Source organism: Candidatus Limnocylindrales bacterium, from assembly GCA_035559535.1.
Classification (GTDB): Bacteria; Moduliflexota; Moduliflexia; order Moduliflexales; family JAUQPW01; genus JAUQPW01.
Genome location: DATMBG010000051.1, coordinates 163,763 through 180,190 on the forward strand (window position 1 = coordinate 163,763; position 16,428 = coordinate 180,190).

Sequence of the window (16,428 nt, forward strand, 5' to 3'; positions counted from 1 at the left end):
CCTGTGGGTAGCCCCTGGTGTAAGCCAGGGGAAACAGGATAACAGGATCCTCTAAGCCCCGTCAGGGGCAACCTGTTTACCAGGATGTGAAAAAAATTCTGAATTTCTGAATCCACCGACGCAGGTCGGGGGCTACTAACTGTTCGCCCCTGACGGGGCTTTTCAGCTTATCCTGGCGCATGGGGGGGGGTTAGAGGATGTTTCTTTTTCCCTCTACTAAACGGCTATGACCCGTTGGGTCGCCACAAGGCATGAAAATCGTAGCGTGGGAAATTGATACAGCTATAATAGATAAAAGGGTTATTGACTTGTTTTTTTATTCTGTTAATCTTATGGTACTCTGTTAATTTTCCTATCCTGATAAAAGAAGTAATAAAGTTTATTTTGCAGGGGTAATCCCGGCAAGAGATTCTTTTTCTATGAATCTGGCTATTCGGGCTGAAAATCTGGGTAAAATGTATCAAATCGGTCCACGGGAGCCCTACAAGGCTCTGCGAGATGTATTGGCCCATGCCCTCTATGCACCTTTCCGGGCTGTTTTCCCCCTCTCCCGTCCCTCATCTTCCGTTCAGGATTCTCGATCCAACCGTTTCATTTGGGCACTTAAAGAAGTCTCCTTTGAAATCGAGCGAGGTGAAGTGGTAGGCATTATTGGTCGAAATGGAGCCGGGAAAAGTACTTTGTTGAAAATTCTTTCTCGCATTACCGAACCGACAGAAGGCAGTGCCATTATTTATGGCCGGGTCGGGTCTTTACTGGAAGTGGGTACCGGTTTTCATAACGAGCTGACCGGACGGGAAAATATTTACCTGAATGGTTCTATTTTGGGGATGAAAAAGGCAGAAATTGACCGTAAATTCGATGAGATTGTAGTCTTTGCGGAGATAGAGAAATTTATCGATACCCCGGTAAAGTATTACTCCAGTGGAATGTATGTACGCCTGGCCTTTGCCGTTGCTGCTCACCTGGAACCTGAGATTCTGGTTGTAGATGAAGTACTTGCGGTGGGGGACATGGCTTTTCAGAAGAAATGCCTGGGGAAGATGGGCGATGTGGCAAAAGAGGGACGAACCGTATTGTTTGTAAGCCACAATATGGCTGCTATAGCCCGGCTTTGTAAACGGGGCATCCTTCTGGAGAAGGGGCGCGTAACCTGTATAGGTCCTGTGGAAGACGTCATCAGTAAATATCAGATGGCAGCTGCACAAGGGACAGCAGGGGGTACGAAAATCTTTGCAGCAAGGACAGGTACCGGTTTAATTCGCTTTAAAGAAGTTGCCGTTTTCAATCAAAATGGAGAATCCTGGCTGTACTCAGGGTGTGCAGCATCCATAAAAATGGAACTTGAAGCCGTTACAGCTTTCCATTCTTCAAACGTAAAAATCGGCATCGGCATTAACGGCCCTTATGGAGATAGGTTGATTACCCTGCTGAATAGATTCGATCCCAATGCCCAGGCCCATATGGGAAGTATCACAAACGGTACGGTAGTGATGTGCAACCTGCCCAGATTACTGCTTCGTCCCGGCATATATTACCTCTCCCTTTATATAGACATCAATGGGGAAATCTCCGACCAGATTAAAGATGCGTTGAGTATAGAAGTTCATGAAGCAGATTTTTACGGTACGGGAGTTATGCCTTCAAGCAGTCAAGGTCCCTTTTTACTGGATCAAACATGGCATTACTTCCCTATGGAAAATAATGAAATCCCTTGAGGAGAGGAAAACCCCTGTGAATTTAATCAAACGTCTACTTCAGAGGCTATTGAATCCCTCAGGCTCTGGCCTAGATTATAAGGCTGCAGTAGGAGGACACTGGGAGGACGTTGGACGGAATCAATTTGAGTTCCTGATAAAAGAAGGGCTTAAACCCCATCACTATTTGCTGGATGTTGCCTGTGGGTCCTTTCGAGGGGGTCATTTCTTTATCAAATATTTGATGGAAGGTCATTACTTTGCCCTAGATAAAGATTCAACCCTTATTAAGGCCGGGATCGAACGGGTTTTAAAACCTTTGCATCTTTTAGAAAAGAAACCACAGATTTATACTGTTGAATTGGGTAAGGAACCGGTCCCTTTAAAGGAAATTCTTAAAACCTCCTTTGATTACATTTGGATTCATGCTTTGTTTGATCATATCCCGCCTGAAGCTATTCGGCGTTGTTTTCATGATCTGACAAAAGTCATGGGATCCGGAGGTCGGTTGTATGCGACGATCTTTCTGAATCCACATGGCCCGAATTTTTTAGAACCTATTATCCATCCGCGTAATGGTTCTCTCCAGGGGGCTATTGTAACATTCCCGGACCGTGAGTACTGGCATCATACCTTAGAGTTCTTTGAAGGGATTGTAAACGAAATACCTGAACTGCGATTAGATGCTTGTTTGTACGATTATCCTCATCCTCTTGGACTGAGAGTATTACGCTTTATAAAAGCTTGCTAAATAGGAAGAGTTTACTATGCAACGGGTGATGATTGTGGGGATGGGTCGTAGTGGAACGACTTATCTCACTGAATTCTTAGGTAAGTGTGGAGTATTCCTGGATGACGTGAATTGGGCCTACGAACATGAACTGGCTCGACTCGTGAACGATTCGGTTTTGATACAAGAATTCGGTGCGAAACCCGGATTGCCCTACGGAAGGCTTCCGGCCAGAGAGATCAAACTTTCGGATTCCTGGCATACCTTGGCCCGATTTTTTATAAAGTACATGGATTCCCAGGCAAAAGCGAATAGCCCCCTTTCCTATTGGGCTTTTAAAGATCCCAGGACGACCATTTTGCATGATATCTGGCTGGACCATTTCGATATTGTTATCGGCATGTTTCGAGCTCCCCAGGAAGTGGTTGCGTCTTATCTGGGTCAGGGATGGATCAAAGGGCTTTGGAGAAGACGACAGGCTTTACAATACTGGAAACGCTTTAATCGATCGCTCTTATATATTTATCATGCCTGTGAAGGTAAAAAACCTGTGTACCTTCTCGATTATAACGGAGATGTAATCGAGCAAACAACCTTACTTTGTAAAAAGTTGGGGATTCCTCTCACCGGAGAGGCCCGAGCTCTGTTCGATTCTTCACGCAAGCATTATAACCATAGTGAACTTCCCGGGGATAGAGAAGCCGTTGAAATTTATCAAACCCTGCAATCTCTAAGGATGATTCCAACATGATCCATGTCTTTCAACCTGCTTTAGGTAAAGAAGAATTAAAAGCTGTTAAAGAAGTTTTCGAATCAAATTGGGTAGGTAAAGGAAAAATAACTAATCAATTCGAGGAGAAATTTGCTTCTCACTTAGGTGTGAAGCGGGAGTTAGTTCGAAGCCTCAGTTGCTGTACGGAAGGTCTGTTCCTATCTATGGAATTACTGGGTATAGGTCCGGGGGATGAGGTTATTCTTCCTTCCATCAGTTTCGTAGGTGCGGCCAATGCCGTAGCTTCGGCGGGTATTCAACCTACCTTTTGTGATGTTAACAAAAGAACTCTCAATACGACGGCCGATTTTATCGAGGAGAAAATCACTCCCAGGACCAAAGCTGTCATCATTTTACATTATGGAGGAGTGCCCTGTCAGATGGATGAAATTTGTGAGCTCGTGCGGGACAAAGGAATTGCACTTATCGAAGACAGCGCCTGTAGTGTTGCCTCTCGATATAAAGGCCGGGCCTGCGGAACCTTTGGAGACATAGGGGTATGGTCCTTTGATGCCATGAAAATCCTGGTGACCGGAGACGGGGCCATGCTTTACTGCAGAACCCCGGAGGTAGCCCAACGGGCCGAAAAACTCCTTTATCTGGGTTTAACAACCCAGAGTGGACTTTCCAGCAGCGTAGACACCAAGTGGTGGGAATTTGAGATTTCCTGTTATGGAAGGCGGGCTATCATGAATGATATCGCTTCCGCCATTGGAGTTGAACAATTAAGAAAACTCCCCGATTTTATTAATCGTCGCAGAGAAATCCATGAATATTATAATCAGGCCCTCTCTAAACTGGACTGGCTGCAACTGCCACCTCAGATCCCGGCTTATGTGGAATCTTCTTACTACTTCTATTGGATCCAGACCCAACCCAAGATCCGGGATCGACTGGCTAAATATCTAAGAGAAAAAGGCATCTATACCACTTTCCGCTACTACCCTCTACACTGGGTGAAATTTTATGGGGTAACAACCCATTTGCCCCATGCCGAAGAAGCAGCCCGCTCAACCCTTTGCCTGCCTATCCATCAATCTCTATCCGATGAAGAGGTTAATAAAATCATTGAATCTATTTATGACTTTGGTAAGGATTTATCGAACCCATGATTTACATCTTTACGTTTCTGGGTGAGTTTGGTTACGAATTATTCAACTGGCAAGGCGTTATCCGAAAGTTTTCCAGGACCCTTTCGCCTTCTGATAAGATTATCTGCTGCAGCCGGGCAAATCTTTATCCCCTGTATGAAAAGGCTTCTCAATACATCGATATTTCCCAGGTAAAGTCTTTTCAGAGGAGTGTCGCTTGTGGGTATTTTGCTCTACATCCCTACGACCTTACCTCTGGTTTAAAAAGAAAATTGACCTTTTATCAGCGCCACAGATTCGATCACCGGCTCAAAGCAGAACTTAAATCTTTTATTCTTCAACATCTGGAAGGGGTAAAACAATCCAGAAATCCAAAATTTCGGTGGTGGAATTTATTTTCACCGCAAGGATCTGACCGATCCGGAGAACCCTATACCTTTATCTTCAGCTCCGACAAAATCCGGTTAAACGGCTGTACCTTTGGTTGCGATCGCAGGCGATATGGCGTGGATATTGCGGAAGGTAATATTTACGACCTGCTGGATCTCAATAACAATCTTTTTCAAAAGATCGAACCGGATTTGAGGGTACGGGCTTCTGTTGAGGAGAAACTGGGTTGGGATTTAACCGAACCCTTTGTACTTTGCCAAACAAGAAACCGGGAGATTGTAATTAGATCTCAGGAAGTTGTACCCAAGGAACGGCTTATTGAAGCCCTGGCCAGGGAAATTAAGGTAGTTCTTTTATCTTTTCATACCGGTCGATATCTGGATAGTTATTCGGCTTTTAAGAAGTTGCCCAACTGTTTTCAGTACTCCTGTAGCTCCTTCACAGAGCAGATCTGCCTGATCCACTTTGCCAGACACTGTTTGTTTTTCACAGAAAGGGATTTCGGGAGTCATATCTACGTTCCCCCATTCCTGGGAAAAGATGTAACCGCCATTGCCCCTGCGACCGTTTATCAATTAGGTACGACCCCCATAGACTTTTGGAATCAAAACGTCTTTCGGTTTGGAGGTCAAATTATCCCCAAAGTTTCCGAGGAGGTCTTTGCAACTCCCACAAAAGTTCGAGAGTTAATCCATGAAATCCTTTCATAGTAAATATTTAGAGGACTTGGAACACATTTCTTCAAAAGAAGATGTTGCAGATTATTATCTGTGGCCGAGAACCCCTATTGGAGATGGCATCCAGGATAGAATCGTTCAGAGGGTAGGTGTGTCGGATTATGAAGTGACCCATAAACGTTCCAGATCCGGCCAGATTATTTCTTATCTGAATACCCTTATTGAGCACCATCTCCTGGAACCCGGCTTTTCTCTTCTGGATATTGCCTGTGGAGATGCCGTTATACTCTGGCAGATCAAGAAAGCATTCCCTGAAGCCCACTGTTTTGGAATTGATTGTAATAAGGGCAAGTTTAGCACACACTCTAAAGTTCAACAGGAAGGGGTTCAACTTTTCAATGTTTTTATACAACACCTTTTTAGGACCTGCCCAGAAATTCCCTTCGACGTGGTGATGATGCTAAATACTTACCGGGGTTGGGAATCTGCAGACCTTCGTGAGCATGAGCAACATTTACCCGAGCTGGCAGATAAATGGTTTGAAAAAAATGCCCGCTACACCATTTTGACGGCAACCGACGAACAGATAACTCATCTAAGGCGGTTAAACTTTTCTGTCCAGAAGATTGGAAGAGGTGAAGACGATTCTACCCTGATAGGCCTTTCCAGGTTAAAGCTACCGGAACCCTTCTGGAAGAGAGTTTTATCTTTCTATAAGTAGCTGCAACCTGCAGCGCAGCGTAAGTATGAAATTTCTTATCCTTAACACAGATTATACCGAGTTCTTACAGTGGCTTTACTCTCAACATCCGGGGTTAGAGAGTCAACCCTATGAAGAACAAATGCGGGTCCGCAACGAGAGTTTATTTGGGCTTGCAGATTTTTATTCCGACAATCTCCATAAACTCGGCAATGAAGCCTGGGACATCCACGTTAATAATGAATTCATGCAGAGAGCGTGGGCTCAACAATATAATATCCAACCAGTCCAACCAGACGAGGCGGTTTCCATAGCACAGCCGGGGTGGAACGCTTTACGGCAAATTCGGTATGTTACTGCCCGAACGCCCTTGAGACACCTTAAGCCACTCTTTCGCCCGGTACTTCGTTCACTGGATAAACGGCAGTACAAAATCCTGGCTGCACAAATCAAGCACTACCGACCGGATGTTCTTTTTAATCTGGATATGAAAAGTATGAGCAGTTTGTTTTTAAAAGAGATGAAACCTTACACCCGCTTGCTGGTAGGGCAAATTGCTTCTCCCTTACCCCCTAACCAGGACTTTCGTTGCTATGATTTGATCCTTTCGTCCCTGCCTAATTTTGTTGAGGATTTCCGACGGAGAGGGGTTCCTGCCGAATTACATAGGTTTGCCTTTGAGCCGAAAATATTAGAGCGATTGGAACAGAGGGAGAGTAAAATTTCCATCTCCTTTGTAGGGAGTCTATCCTCGCATCATAAAGCCCGGGTTCAGCTCCTCGAACAGCTATGTGCACGTCAGGATATGGAGATATGGGGACAGGGAATTCAGAGTCTGTCGGAGACTTCCTCTATTCGTCGGTGTTACCGGGGCGAAGCCTGGGGTATCGAAATGTATCAAATCCTTTCCAACTCCAAAATAACCCTGAATCACCACATTAATATAGCGGGTCCCTATGCCAACAATATGCGCCTTTTCGAAGCAACCGGGGTTGGAACTTTACTCGTGACCGATTGGAAAGAAAATTTGCACGAGATGTTTGAACCGGGTAAAGAAATCGTAAGCTATCGAACTCCCGAAGAATGTGCCGAACTCATTCAATATTACCTGGAACACGATGAAGAACGTAAATCCATTGCCTGTGCCGGTCAAAAACGGGTCTTACAAGAACATACCTATTCCCACCGCATGCAGGAGTTTGTGGATATGGTTCGTAAATATCTTTAATTAATAACGGGTGGAAAGGTCTCGATTTTGGCATGTTATACCAATTCGATAGGGAAACATAGTCCCTCCGTCCCCACGTCCGGAGAGGGGGGTAAGGCCTAATCTTTATGGGGAATTGGTATTACCTGTCCAACAACGAAATTTTCAGATGGTTTTCACTTCGACCTCTTTGAAGCTAAAGGCCGTTGCACGCAGGATATTACCTTTCCGTTTACGACGAGTATTAGGGGAGTGGCTTCGGAAGAACGGAAACACGGGACAGAATCTACCGGTGTCCTCTAACCTTGAAGTGATAAAGGAGGAAGTTCCACCGGAACTCCTATACGGATGGCAAGATCGGGCTGTTGCCGAAAGGCAGCATGCAGCCTTTGACCCTTTACTCCGACAAATGTATGAAGGGAATCCACGGGAGGATTTTGTCGCGGTAGCTAAGGCTGTGCAGATGACCGCCTTAAAAAACCCCTTGATTATTGAGGTAGGATGTGGAAGTGGCTGGAATTTTGAGGTTTTAACCCATCTCCTGAAGCGGCCTGTCCGCTATATCGGTCTGGATTATTCCTTTGCCATGACCGATTTAGGGAAACGATCTTATCCTGAGGTTCAATTTGTCGTCGGGGATGCCACAGCCCTTCCTCTGAGGGATGAAGCCTGCGATATTTTGTTATCGGGTACGGTATTGATGCATGTGTTAGGCTACCGGGAAGCCATCCGTGAAAGTCGTCGGGTCACCCGAAAATGGTGTATTTTTCATACGGTACCTGTCCTGCAGAAGAGATCCACAACTCTGTTACGTAAATCTGCCTACGGACAACCCGTGATAGAAGTGATTTTTAACGAGGAGGAGTTACAGGATTTGATAAGGCAAAATGGATTAATTCTTCGTCACGTGCTATCCAGTCTCCCCTACAACCTGGAAGAAGTACTTCAAGAGACAAGTAAGACCTATACCTATATCTGTGAGGTTGGTTGAAGTGAATTGGGTTCTACGGTGCTTAAGGCTGATATACCTCACGAGCAAGGGTGTTTTACTTCATATTCCTGGAGGTCCCTGGTTACTGGCATGGACAGATCCCTTGCATCTTGCCCGTCGGTTATTGCGGCAGGCAATCCAGGAGCACTCTCACTACGCCCGAGGATCACTATTGGATATTGGCTGTGGAGGAAAGCCTTATCGGGATCTGTTTCAATTTGTGGACCGATATATTGGTCTGGATATTCCATCCGGTGGTAAAGTAGATGTCATAGGTGATGCCATGAGATTACCCTTTCGGAGTCAAGTCTTTGATACGGTCCTGTGTAACGAAGTTCTGGAACATGTACCAGAACCTTCTGTGGTAATGGCAGAAGCAGTTCAGGTGCTTAAACCCGGAGGTTATCTCCTCTTAACTACTCCTCAAACCTGGGGCCTTCATCTAGAACCTTATGATTTCTACCGGTATACCCATTATGGACTGCGTTATCTTGCCGAAAAGAATGGATTGGAAGTCATTAAGGTGATTCCCACATGTGGGCTTTGGGCAACCCTGGCACAACGCATGGTAGATACAATTATTCATACCTATGTTATCCATCGACCGCCGTGGGTGATTCTGGCCTTATCGATCCTGCTTTCACCAGTGCTACTGACTGGATTTATATTAGATAAGCTATTGGGCAAGCGAGGGGATACGTTAGATAACGTGCTGATAGCGCGAAAGCCCGAACTTGTTTTTAAGCAAGATTGATTCAAGGAGAAAATATTACACTGTAACTTTAATTGTGATTAATGTTTAAGCGGCCCTCACCCCAAGTCCCTCTCCCACGCTGCGGGAGAGGAGGTTTAAACAGTGTTCTATATCAGGATCTGAGGTTCGATAAGTAAACTTCTGATCTTGTTTAAAGAATGATTGTCTTTTTAGTTTGATGTACTATTTCTGTACCTATTTTGATCATCATTATTTATTACGGGGACTGGCCCTTTATCACTCGCTTAAGCGTTATTGCCCTTCGTTTCGGTTGTGGGTGCTATGTCTGGATGCTGAGTGCCAGAGGATTCTTTCCCAACTGAACTTGCCAGATGTCCATTTAATTTCCCTCGAAGAATTCGAGAAAGGAGATGAAGAACTTCTTAAGGCCAGGCAGAACCGTTCTCTCATGGAATACTATTTCACCTGTACCCCTTCCCTCCTTTTGTTTGTACTAAGGAACTTTCCTGAAGTAGATCATATTACCTATCTGGATGCAGATCTTTTCTTTTTCTCTGATTTAGCCCCTATTTATCAAGAAATCGGCAACCACTCCATTGCCATTGTTGAACATCGGTTTCCACCCTATCTTCGCGACCGAGAGCGGTACGGAATTTACAACGTAGGCTGGCTTTCCTTCAAGCGTGATAGTCATGCCTTTACCTGCCTTTATTGGTGGCGTGAACGTTGCATTGAGTGGTGTTATGATCGCTGCGAAGAGGGTCGCTATGCAGACCAAAAATATCTGGATACCTGGCCTGATCGCTTCCAAAACGTCGTGGTTTTACAGCACAAAGGGGTTAATCTGGCTCCCTGGAATCTGGCTAACTATCAAATTCAAGAATATAAAAATGAGATTTGGGTGGATGACCAGCCCCTCATTTTTTTCCATTTCCATGGCTTTAAACAGATCACCGGCTGGCTCTATGATCCTAACTTTGCAGATTACAATTTGAAACCCTCTAAAGTTATACGGCAAAGTATTTATGCACCTTATATCTATACTCTTTTCACAAAAGCCCAACAAGTTCCCTTTCTTTCACCAAAAGCTTCCCTTCAATCCAATGTAAGAGGTCAAACAGTGAAATCCCGATTACCCCAGAGGGTAAGAAAATTGAGGAGAATGTTCCAGATTGGAAAGGGTTTTTTGACACAAAGATATATCCTGGTCATCAACGGACATGTTTTATAGATAAATTGGAATTAATTAAAAAATTTTTGTTACGTACGGGCGCACGGCCGTGCGCCCGTACTGGTGCCATGCAAACTGCAACTTACCTTCATCCAGACCTTTTAAGAAGATTCCCTAAAATTTCCATTATCACCCCTTCCTTTAATCAGGCCCCATTTCTGGAAGAAACCATCTGTTCGGTGCTTAATCAGCGCTATCCTCACTTAGAGTACATTATTATTGATGGAGGAAGTACAGATGGAAGTGTAGAGATTATTAAGCGTTACGAGTCCCATCTGGCCTATTGGGTTAGCGAACCCGATCGGGGACAGGCCCATGCCCTCAATAAGGGTCTGAGGCAGGTGACCGGGGAAATTGTAGCCTTCCTCAACAGTGATGATCTTTATCTACCCGGTGCTTTGATGGCTGTAGCCGAATATTTTTGTGAACATGCAGATTGTAAATGGTTGTGTGGTGATACACTCTTTTTCGGGAATGAGGGATGTCGGACCGAACTGATTCAAGCCAGAGTTCCGCAGTCTGTAGCCCATTGCCTGATGTGTGCCTACAATGCGCCACAACCCGGAATGTTCTGGAGGCGAGAATTGCTGAACGCTGGGTTTCAGGAGCGCCTGCGCTATAGCTTTGACCACGAATTGTATGTCCGTTTGCTCCTGGCGGGATATCGCTGTGAACATCTGACCATACCTGTTGCTGCTTACCGCTATCATGTCGGTAGTAAGTCTGTAGCCGAAGGGCACAGGTTTGGAAATGAATTCGATGAAATCGCCGAGCGTTATGAGAATCAGTTGACAGGAACCGGACGCCGGTGGTGTCGGTCGGTCCGTTTTCTTAAACAAGCTTATCAGGCAGGTCAGGTGGGGAAGACCCGGGAAGCCATGAAATATCTTTTCCTTGCATTCCTCATACATCCGGAAGGTACTCCGCGACGCCGTTTGTTCTGGAAATGTTTACATCAATTACTGAGAAGTTCATTTTTATAAATCCAGTGGAGGAGATCTATGCGTATCGGTATTGATATTCGATCCCTTCAAACAGAAAGTCAATTTCGTGGAATAGGAACGTTTACCTCCAATGTGGTGAACCATCTGGTTGAAGTAGATTCAGAAAATGAGTATTTTTTCTTTGCCTCAGCTTATAAAAAAATCAGAGGCTTACGAGAGGATTTACAATCCAAGGTTATCTGGCTAAAACGTCCAACCCGACTCACTTCCCTAACCGATCAGTTCCTGTGGTATCCTGTTTTAAAAGCCTATCGAATAGATATCTTCCATGCCATGGAGTTTGCAATTCCCAGGTTTTCTCCATGTAAGCGGGTGATTACGATTTACGATCTGATCCCTTTGATTTTTCAGGAATACAAGACCCTCCGAAAATTGCCCCATCATCTGGTGTATCTGTTAAAGTTTCACTCAACGCGATGGGCCGAGAAAGTCATAGCCATCTCGGAAAGTGTCAAGAACGATTTGATACGAATTCTAGGGCTTCCCGAGGAGAAGATAGAGGTGATCCTGGGAGGAGTCCGGGAGATTTTTCAACCCTCTCTGCCGGCAGATCAGGTGGAAGCCATGAAAAAGAAGTACCACCTCGAGGGGGATTATCTTATTTTTCCCTGTGGATTCGAACCTCGGAAGAACGTACTGTTAACTATTCTTGCCTTTCAACGAGCTCTTCAGGTACTTCCCGGAAATTATCAACTGGCCCTGGTTGGGAATTTAAGTCCGGAATCTCAACGGATTAGACGGTATATTTCAGAAAAGGGACTGGATAAGCAGGTTATCCTAACCGGTTATGCTTCCCCTGAAGATCTCAGTTATCTCTACAATGGTGCAAAACTCTGCTTGTTTCCTTCCCTTTATGAAGGATTTGGCTTGCCGGCTTTGGAGGCTATGGCCTGTGGATTACCGGTAATTACTTCCAACGATACTTCCCTCCCCGAAGTGGTCGGAGATGCGGCGGTATCGGTAAATCCCTACTCGGTAACCTCCATCACAGAGGCTATTATCAGGGTTTTGACAAACCCGGATTTGCAAAAAACTCTGAAAGAAAAAGGTTTAAAACGGGCTGCATCCTTTTCCTGGCATACCATCGCCAGACAAACCCTTGAAGTTTATCAACATTTAAAATGAAAATCGGGATCGATGCCAGAACCTTATTCAAACCGTCTGGGGGCGTAGGAACCTATCTGAAAAATTTATTGGAAGGCTTAAGTGTCCTGGATCCTGACAATCAGTACGTCCTTTTTTTTGACGAACAGCCCCTGGTAAGGGGGCACGGCCGTGCGCCCTTACTTGATTTCTTGAAAAAACCGAACTTCACGATCCGAACGCTGCGTCTGCCCTTAGGGCAGAACCTGACGACCTGGAACAACCTCCGACTCCCCTTGGAATTAAGGTTCCATCCGGTTGATATATTCCACTTTCCTTTTTATACGGTTCCTCTGCTGAAATCAGGCAAATGGGTGGTCAGTATCCATGATATTACCTATAAAATCCATCCGGAGTGGTTTGATTGGAAAGGATGGTTGACCTTTCGGCCTTTTTCTTATTGGGCCGTAAAAACGGCCGAATGTATCCTGACCTGCTCTTATGCCTCGAAAGAAGATATCCTTCGTTATTACAAAGTTCCAGAACAAAGGGTGGTTGTCACCTATTACGGGGTCTCCAAAGATTTCCAACCCCTCGATAACCCGGATAAGCTGGCTCAAATCCAGGATAAGTACAACCTTCGCCGTCCTTTGATCCTCTATGTGGGATCCCTTACCCTACGAAAAAATTTAGTTCGGCTTATCCGGGCGTTTCATCAAATCATTACGGAGAAAAAAACCGAAGCCTATCTTCTCCTGGTCGGACGGCCTTTATCTCCTTATCCCGATTTACCTTCCCTGGTAAAAGAACTAGGTCTTGAACCCAGGATTTCTTTTTTATCTGAACCTGTCTCCCAGGAAGTTTTATGCCTTCTTTACAATTTAGCCGATCTTTTTGTATATCCCTCCCTGTATGAAGGTTTTGGTTTACCGCCGTTAGAAGCTATGGCTTGCGGAACTCCGGTTGTTACCTCTAATATATCTTCTTTACCTGAAATAGTTGGGGATGCTGCCATTTTGATAAACCCCTATAACCCCGGGGAAATAGCCGAAGCTCTTTTTGAAGGTCTTACCAATGGGGTACTCAGAAAAGAGCTGGTTCAAAGGGGACGAGAAAGGGTCCAACAATTCTCCTGGAAGAAAACGGCCCAGGAAACCCTTCAGGTTTATCAGAGTCTCAAGTAGGGGTGCACGGCCGTGCACCCCTCTACCTAAAAAGCATTTTAGACCTTTCTTATGCGGGTTTCGGTAGTCGTTGTAAATTGGAATGGAGCAAGATTTTTGAAGAACTGTCTGGATTCGATCTTGATCCAATCCTATACAGATCTCGACATCTTGATTATTGACAATGCTTCGGAGGACCATTCGGTTCAGATAATTCGAGAAGGTTATCCCCAACTTCGACTTATAGAGAACCCCGAAAACAGAGGGTATTGTCAGGGATGCAATCAAGGAATCAATTCCTCTTCCGGGAGTTATGTTTTGATTTTGAACCCCGATACCATTCTGACTCCTGATTTTATTAAAAACCTGGTCAGCGCGATTGAACGGGATCCTCGGATCGGGATGGTGTCGGGAAAACTTCTCCGGTTTGATCAAACTACCCTGGATACCACCGGTCAATTCCTCCGATGGAACCTGACTCCCCTGGAGCGAGGTTATGGAGAGAAGGATATCGGACAATTTGATACGCCCGGGTACTGTTTTTCCACTTGCGGCGCCGCGGCTTTCTACCGCCGGGCGATGCTGGAAGATATTAAAATTAAAGGCGAGTATTTTGATGGTTCTTTCTTCACCTATTATGAGGATCTGGATTTAGGTTGGCGGGCCCAGTTGTTCGGCTGGAAATGTTATTATACGCCCCGGGCCCTTGCCTTTCACTACCGGGGTGGTGGCCTCAGCGGTCAATTACCTGTTACCCATTACCCCTCGCCCAAAGTAGCAGATAAAAACCCCCGGATCAAGAGCCTTCTTCCCCAATTCAGCTTTTTTAATAAACCTTCCTCCCTTCAAAGACACATTCTCAAGAACAGATATCTGACCCTCCTCAAGAACCTGGGAGTTAAGGACTTTTTTCTGATTTTTCCCTCCCTTTTTCTCTTCGACCCGTTTATCTGGATCTATGTGGGTTTAATCCAACCTAAATTACTTCGGATCCTACCGGATTTGCTACCTCTTCTTCCTGAAACCTGGGAAAAACGGAGGATCATCCAATCCCGACGTGTGGTTTCTGCTTCTTATATACGATCCTTCCTACGCTTTCATTAAATTATTGCCTGATTACAAGAAGATAATCTTGTAGCTCCCCTTAAGCAGGGTAAGAGGGGCGTGGACCTTACCGTTTGGGCGATGTTTCAATGTGGGAATGGTATTTGTTCTGATCCGTTTCCATCTCGGCAGAAGTAGGGGTGCACGGCCGTGCACCCCTACAAGGACGTCACTTTTGATATTTCTATATTTAAATAATTTTAAAAATAATGAAAGAAATTGGTTGACAATCTATTTCCTCCATGGGAGACTCTTGAGGTGAAAATCGTATCCTTTAAAATGAGGGAGTGGAAGAGGGAGCGGAGAAAGGTAAGGTGTAAAAAGGATTGAATAGGGCTCTAAAGATCTCAATATCATATCTCGTTATCAAGTTTCAAGCATTTATCACCACCTTTTCTGGCAAAAGGAGCTGGTTGCAAATTCAGCCATAAGAGCCGATGGCTAAAGTGGTAACCAGCCCTCTGTAACATGTTATATCAACCACGGCATAAAGAAGCCTTATGGCAAGCTGCCGAAAAGGCTGGAATAAGCCGGAGGTGGTTTCTGCATTTGCTGAGCCTGGGTGGGACGAGTGCGGTCCTAACCGCTATAAGGTTATCCAGCAAATCGTTGTTGGGATTGTCTCCGGTTTATGCAGCAGGTCCAGAGGAGAACTTTGCCAAACCCACAAAGTCCTATCATATTTATCCCTTTGCGGTTGAAGCAGGTACCAGGTGGTGGGATGTCAAAACGTATATCACACCGTGGGAACGGGTTTTTATTCGTAACCGTTACAAAACACCGCTCCTTGACAAGGCAAAGTGGACACTCAAAATCCATGGCGATGCAGTGGAAAAACCACTGACGCTGACCTACGATGAACTTCTCAAGCTACCAAGTCGTTCAGAGATTCGTGTACATGAATGCTTCGGTAATGGTCGTACCCTTAATTGGGAGCAACTGGGTCATGAAGTCAGGGGTGGCAACTGGGGATTCTCAGATGTTGGTCAGGTGGAATGGACCTATGTTCCCATGGCTGAAATTCTAGACCGTGCCAGGGTCAAGACAGATGCGAAAAACTTACTCTTTTGGAGTGGAGTAGATGGTCCTGATACGGGGCGTCCCATGCCGATGTCAGAGATTTTTAGTCGTCCGGAGGAGATTGGGCTCGCCTTTGGCATGAACGGCATAGATTTACCCCCAGACCATGGAGGACCCGTACGGGCGGTGGTGCCCGGCTGGGGTGGTGCGGCTAGTGTCAAGTGGTTGACAGAAATCATTATCTCTTCAACCAAAGGTTTCTGGACCCGCATGCACACCAAAGAAGAAGCTTATATAGGACCTGATTACCCTCCTGAAAAGCCCGGTCCCACTGATGAATTCCGTGGTGTTACTGCTCAAGACATTCGTGGTCAGACGGGTACCTGGCTCAAGGTCAAGAGCCACCTGACTATCCCCTATACCATGAAAAACTCAGAACCACCAGAAGGCTATCCACTCAAACAGGGGGAACCCTATACCATGCCTGCAGGCAAGTATACCATGTTGGGCTATGCCTATTCACCCCACGGTATTCAAAAAGTGGAATACAGCCTTGATGGAGGTAAAACGTGGAAAGAGGCTCCTATTAAAGACCCCCTTGGACTTAAATACCGCTGGGTACGCTTTGAGTTTCCGTGGGAAGCGACCCGTGGCACCCATATCTTAGCAACCAGAGCTACAGATAAACGGGGTGAAGTCCAGCCGGATACCGTGCCCTTCAATGAACTGGGTATCAACTGTAATGCCGTACCGAAGTTTGAGGTGAATGTGACGTCGTAGGACTAGCCTATGGAAGAAGGTCTCGATTACAAAGGACCTTCTTCCTCTCCAGGTTCTTTTATATTTAGATCAT

Annotated in this window: 15 protein-coding genes; all 15 read left to right on the forward strand. The window is 45.4% G+C overall.

Going from position 1 to position 16,428, the window contains the following annotated elements; translation table 11 throughout:
• Window positions 1-419: 419 nt before the first annotated feature.
• The 15 genes from VNM22_19220 to VNM22_19290 all read left to right on the forward strand — a co-directional run bounded on the left by VNM22_19220 (window position 420) and on the right by VNM22_19290 (window position 16,355).
• The gene (locus tag VNM22_19220; protein HWP49296.1) at window positions 420-1,718 is read left to right on the forward strand and encodes an ABC transporter ATP-binding protein; all 1,299 of its coding nucleotides are present in this window, start codon (window positions 420-422) and stop codon (window positions 1,716-1,718) included.
• Window positions 1,719-1,734: 16 nt separating this feature from the next.
• Window positions 1,735-2,448, forward strand: coding sequence for a class I SAM-dependent methyltransferase (locus tag VNM22_19225; protein ID HWP49297.1), 714 nt, complete (start codon window positions 1,735-1,737; stop codon window positions 2,446-2,448).
• Between the two features lie 16 nt (window positions 2,449-2,464).
• Entirely contained in the window at window positions 2,465-3,178 is a 714-nt protein-coding gene (locus VNM22_19230) for a hypothetical protein (protein ID HWP49298.1), read from the forward strand.
• Entirely contained in the window at window positions 3,175-4,311 is a 1,137-nt protein-coding gene (locus VNM22_19235) for a DegT/DnrJ/EryC1/StrS family aminotransferase (GenBank protein HWP49299.1), read from the forward strand. The genes VNM22_19230 and VNM22_19235 overlap by 4 nt, the downstream gene beginning before the upstream one ends.
• Entirely contained in the window at window positions 4,308-5,390 is a 1,083-nt protein-coding gene (locus VNM22_19240; protein HWP49300.1) for a hypothetical protein, read from the forward strand. Before VNM22_19235 ends, VNM22_19240 begins: the two co-directional genes overlap by 4 nt.
• Entirely contained in the window at window positions 5,374-6,078 is a 705-nt protein-coding gene (locus VNM22_19245) for a hypothetical protein (GenBank protein HWP49301.1), read from the forward strand. The genes VNM22_19240 and VNM22_19245 overlap by 17 nt, the downstream gene beginning before the upstream one ends.
• 25 nt (window positions 6,079-6,103) lie before the next feature.
• Window positions 6,104-7,285, forward strand: a complete 1,182-nt coding sequence (locus tag VNM22_19250) for a glycosyltransferase (GenBank protein ID HWP49302.1) — start codon at window positions 6,104-6,106, stop codon at window positions 7,283-7,285.
• 148 nt (window positions 7,286-7,433) lie between these two features.
• The gene (locus tag VNM22_19255) at window positions 7,434-8,255 is read left to right on the forward strand and encodes a class I SAM-dependent methyltransferase (protein HWP49303.1); all 822 of its coding nucleotides are present in this window, start codon (window positions 7,434-7,436) and stop codon (window positions 8,253-8,255) included.
• A gap of 1 nt (window position 8,256) precedes the next feature.
• Entirely contained in the window at window positions 8,257-9,009 is a 753-nt protein-coding gene (locus VNM22_19260) for a class I SAM-dependent methyltransferase (GenBank protein ID HWP49304.1), read from the forward strand.
• Window positions 9,010-9,187: 178 nt separating this feature from the next.
• Entirely contained in the window at window positions 9,188-10,201 is a 1,014-nt protein-coding gene (locus VNM22_19265; GenBank protein ID HWP49305.1) for a glycosyltransferase, read from the forward strand.
• A gap of 26 nt (window positions 10,202-10,227) precedes the next feature.
• Entirely contained in the window at window positions 10,228-11,184 is a 957-nt protein-coding gene (locus tag VNM22_19270) for a glycosyltransferase family 2 protein (protein ID HWP49306.1), read from the forward strand.
• An 18-nt stretch (window positions 11,185-11,202) separates the two neighbouring features.
• On the forward strand, window positions 11,203-12,330 hold the full coding sequence (locus VNM22_19275; protein ID HWP49307.1) for a glycosyltransferase family 1 protein: 1,128 nt from the start codon (window positions 11,203-11,205) through the stop codon (window positions 12,328-12,330).
• Complete coding sequence (locus VNM22_19280) at window positions 12,327-13,472, forward strand: glycosyltransferase family 1 protein (GenBank protein HWP49308.1); 1,146 nt, start codon at window positions 12,327-12,329, stop codon at window positions 13,470-13,472. Before VNM22_19275 ends, VNM22_19280 begins: the two co-directional genes overlap by 4 nt.
• A gap of 51 nt (window positions 13,473-13,523) precedes the next feature.
• Window positions 13,524-14,555: a glycosyltransferase family 2 protein gene (locus VNM22_19285; protein HWP49309.1), complete on the forward strand. Its 1,032-nt coding sequence runs from the start codon at window positions 13,524-13,526 to the stop codon at window positions 14,553-14,555.
• Window positions 14,556-15,023: 468 nt separating this feature from the next.
• Window positions 15,024-16,355, forward strand: a complete 1,332-nt coding sequence (locus VNM22_19290; GenBank protein ID HWP49310.1) for a molybdopterin-dependent oxidoreductase — start codon at window positions 15,024-15,026, stop codon at window positions 16,353-16,355.
• Window positions 16,356-16,428 lie beyond the last annotated feature (73 nt).

Coding starts and splice junctions, on each gene's coding strand:
- VNM22_19255 (HWP49303.1), top strand. CDS start 7,434: ATGGTTTTCACTTCGACCTCTTTGAAGCTAAAGGCCGTTGCACGCAGG.
- VNM22_19245 (HWP49301.1), top strand. CDS start 5,374: ATGAAATCCTTTCATAGTAAATATTTAGAGGACTTGGAACACATTTCT.
- VNM22_19250 (HWP49302.1), top strand. CDS start 6,104: ATGAAATTTCTTATCCTTAACACAGATTATACCGAGTTCTTACAGTGG.
- VNM22_19290 (HWP49310.1), top strand. CDS start 15,024: ATGTTATATCAACCACGGCATAAAGAAGCCTTATGGCAAGCTGCCGAA.
- VNM22_19235 (HWP49299.1), top strand. CDS start 3,175: ATGATCCATGTCTTTCAACCTGCTTTAGGTAAAGAAGAATTAAAAGCT.
- VNM22_19265 (HWP49305.1), top strand. CDS start 9,188: ATGTACTATTTCTGTACCTATTTTGATCATCATTATTTATTACGGGGA.
- VNM22_19240 (HWP49300.1), top strand. CDS start 4,308: ATGATTTACATCTTTACGTTTCTGGGTGAGTTTGGTTACGAATTATTC.
- VNM22_19280 (HWP49308.1), top strand. CDS start 12,327: ATGAAAATCGGGATCGATGCCAGAACCTTATTCAAACCGTCTGGGGGC.
- VNM22_19220 (HWP49296.1), top strand. CDS start 420: ATGAATCTGGCTATTCGGGCTGAAAATCTGGGTAAAATGTATCAAATC.
- VNM22_19230 (HWP49298.1), top strand. CDS start 2,465: ATGCAACGGGTGATGATTGTGGGGATGGGTCGTAGTGGAACGACTTAT.
- VNM22_19285 (HWP49309.1), top strand. CDS start 13,524: ATGCGGGTTTCGGTAGTCGTTGTAAATTGGAATGGAGCAAGATTTTTG.
- VNM22_19275 (HWP49307.1), top strand. CDS start 11,203: ATGCGTATCGGTATTGATATTCGATCCCTTCAAACAGAAAGTCAATTT.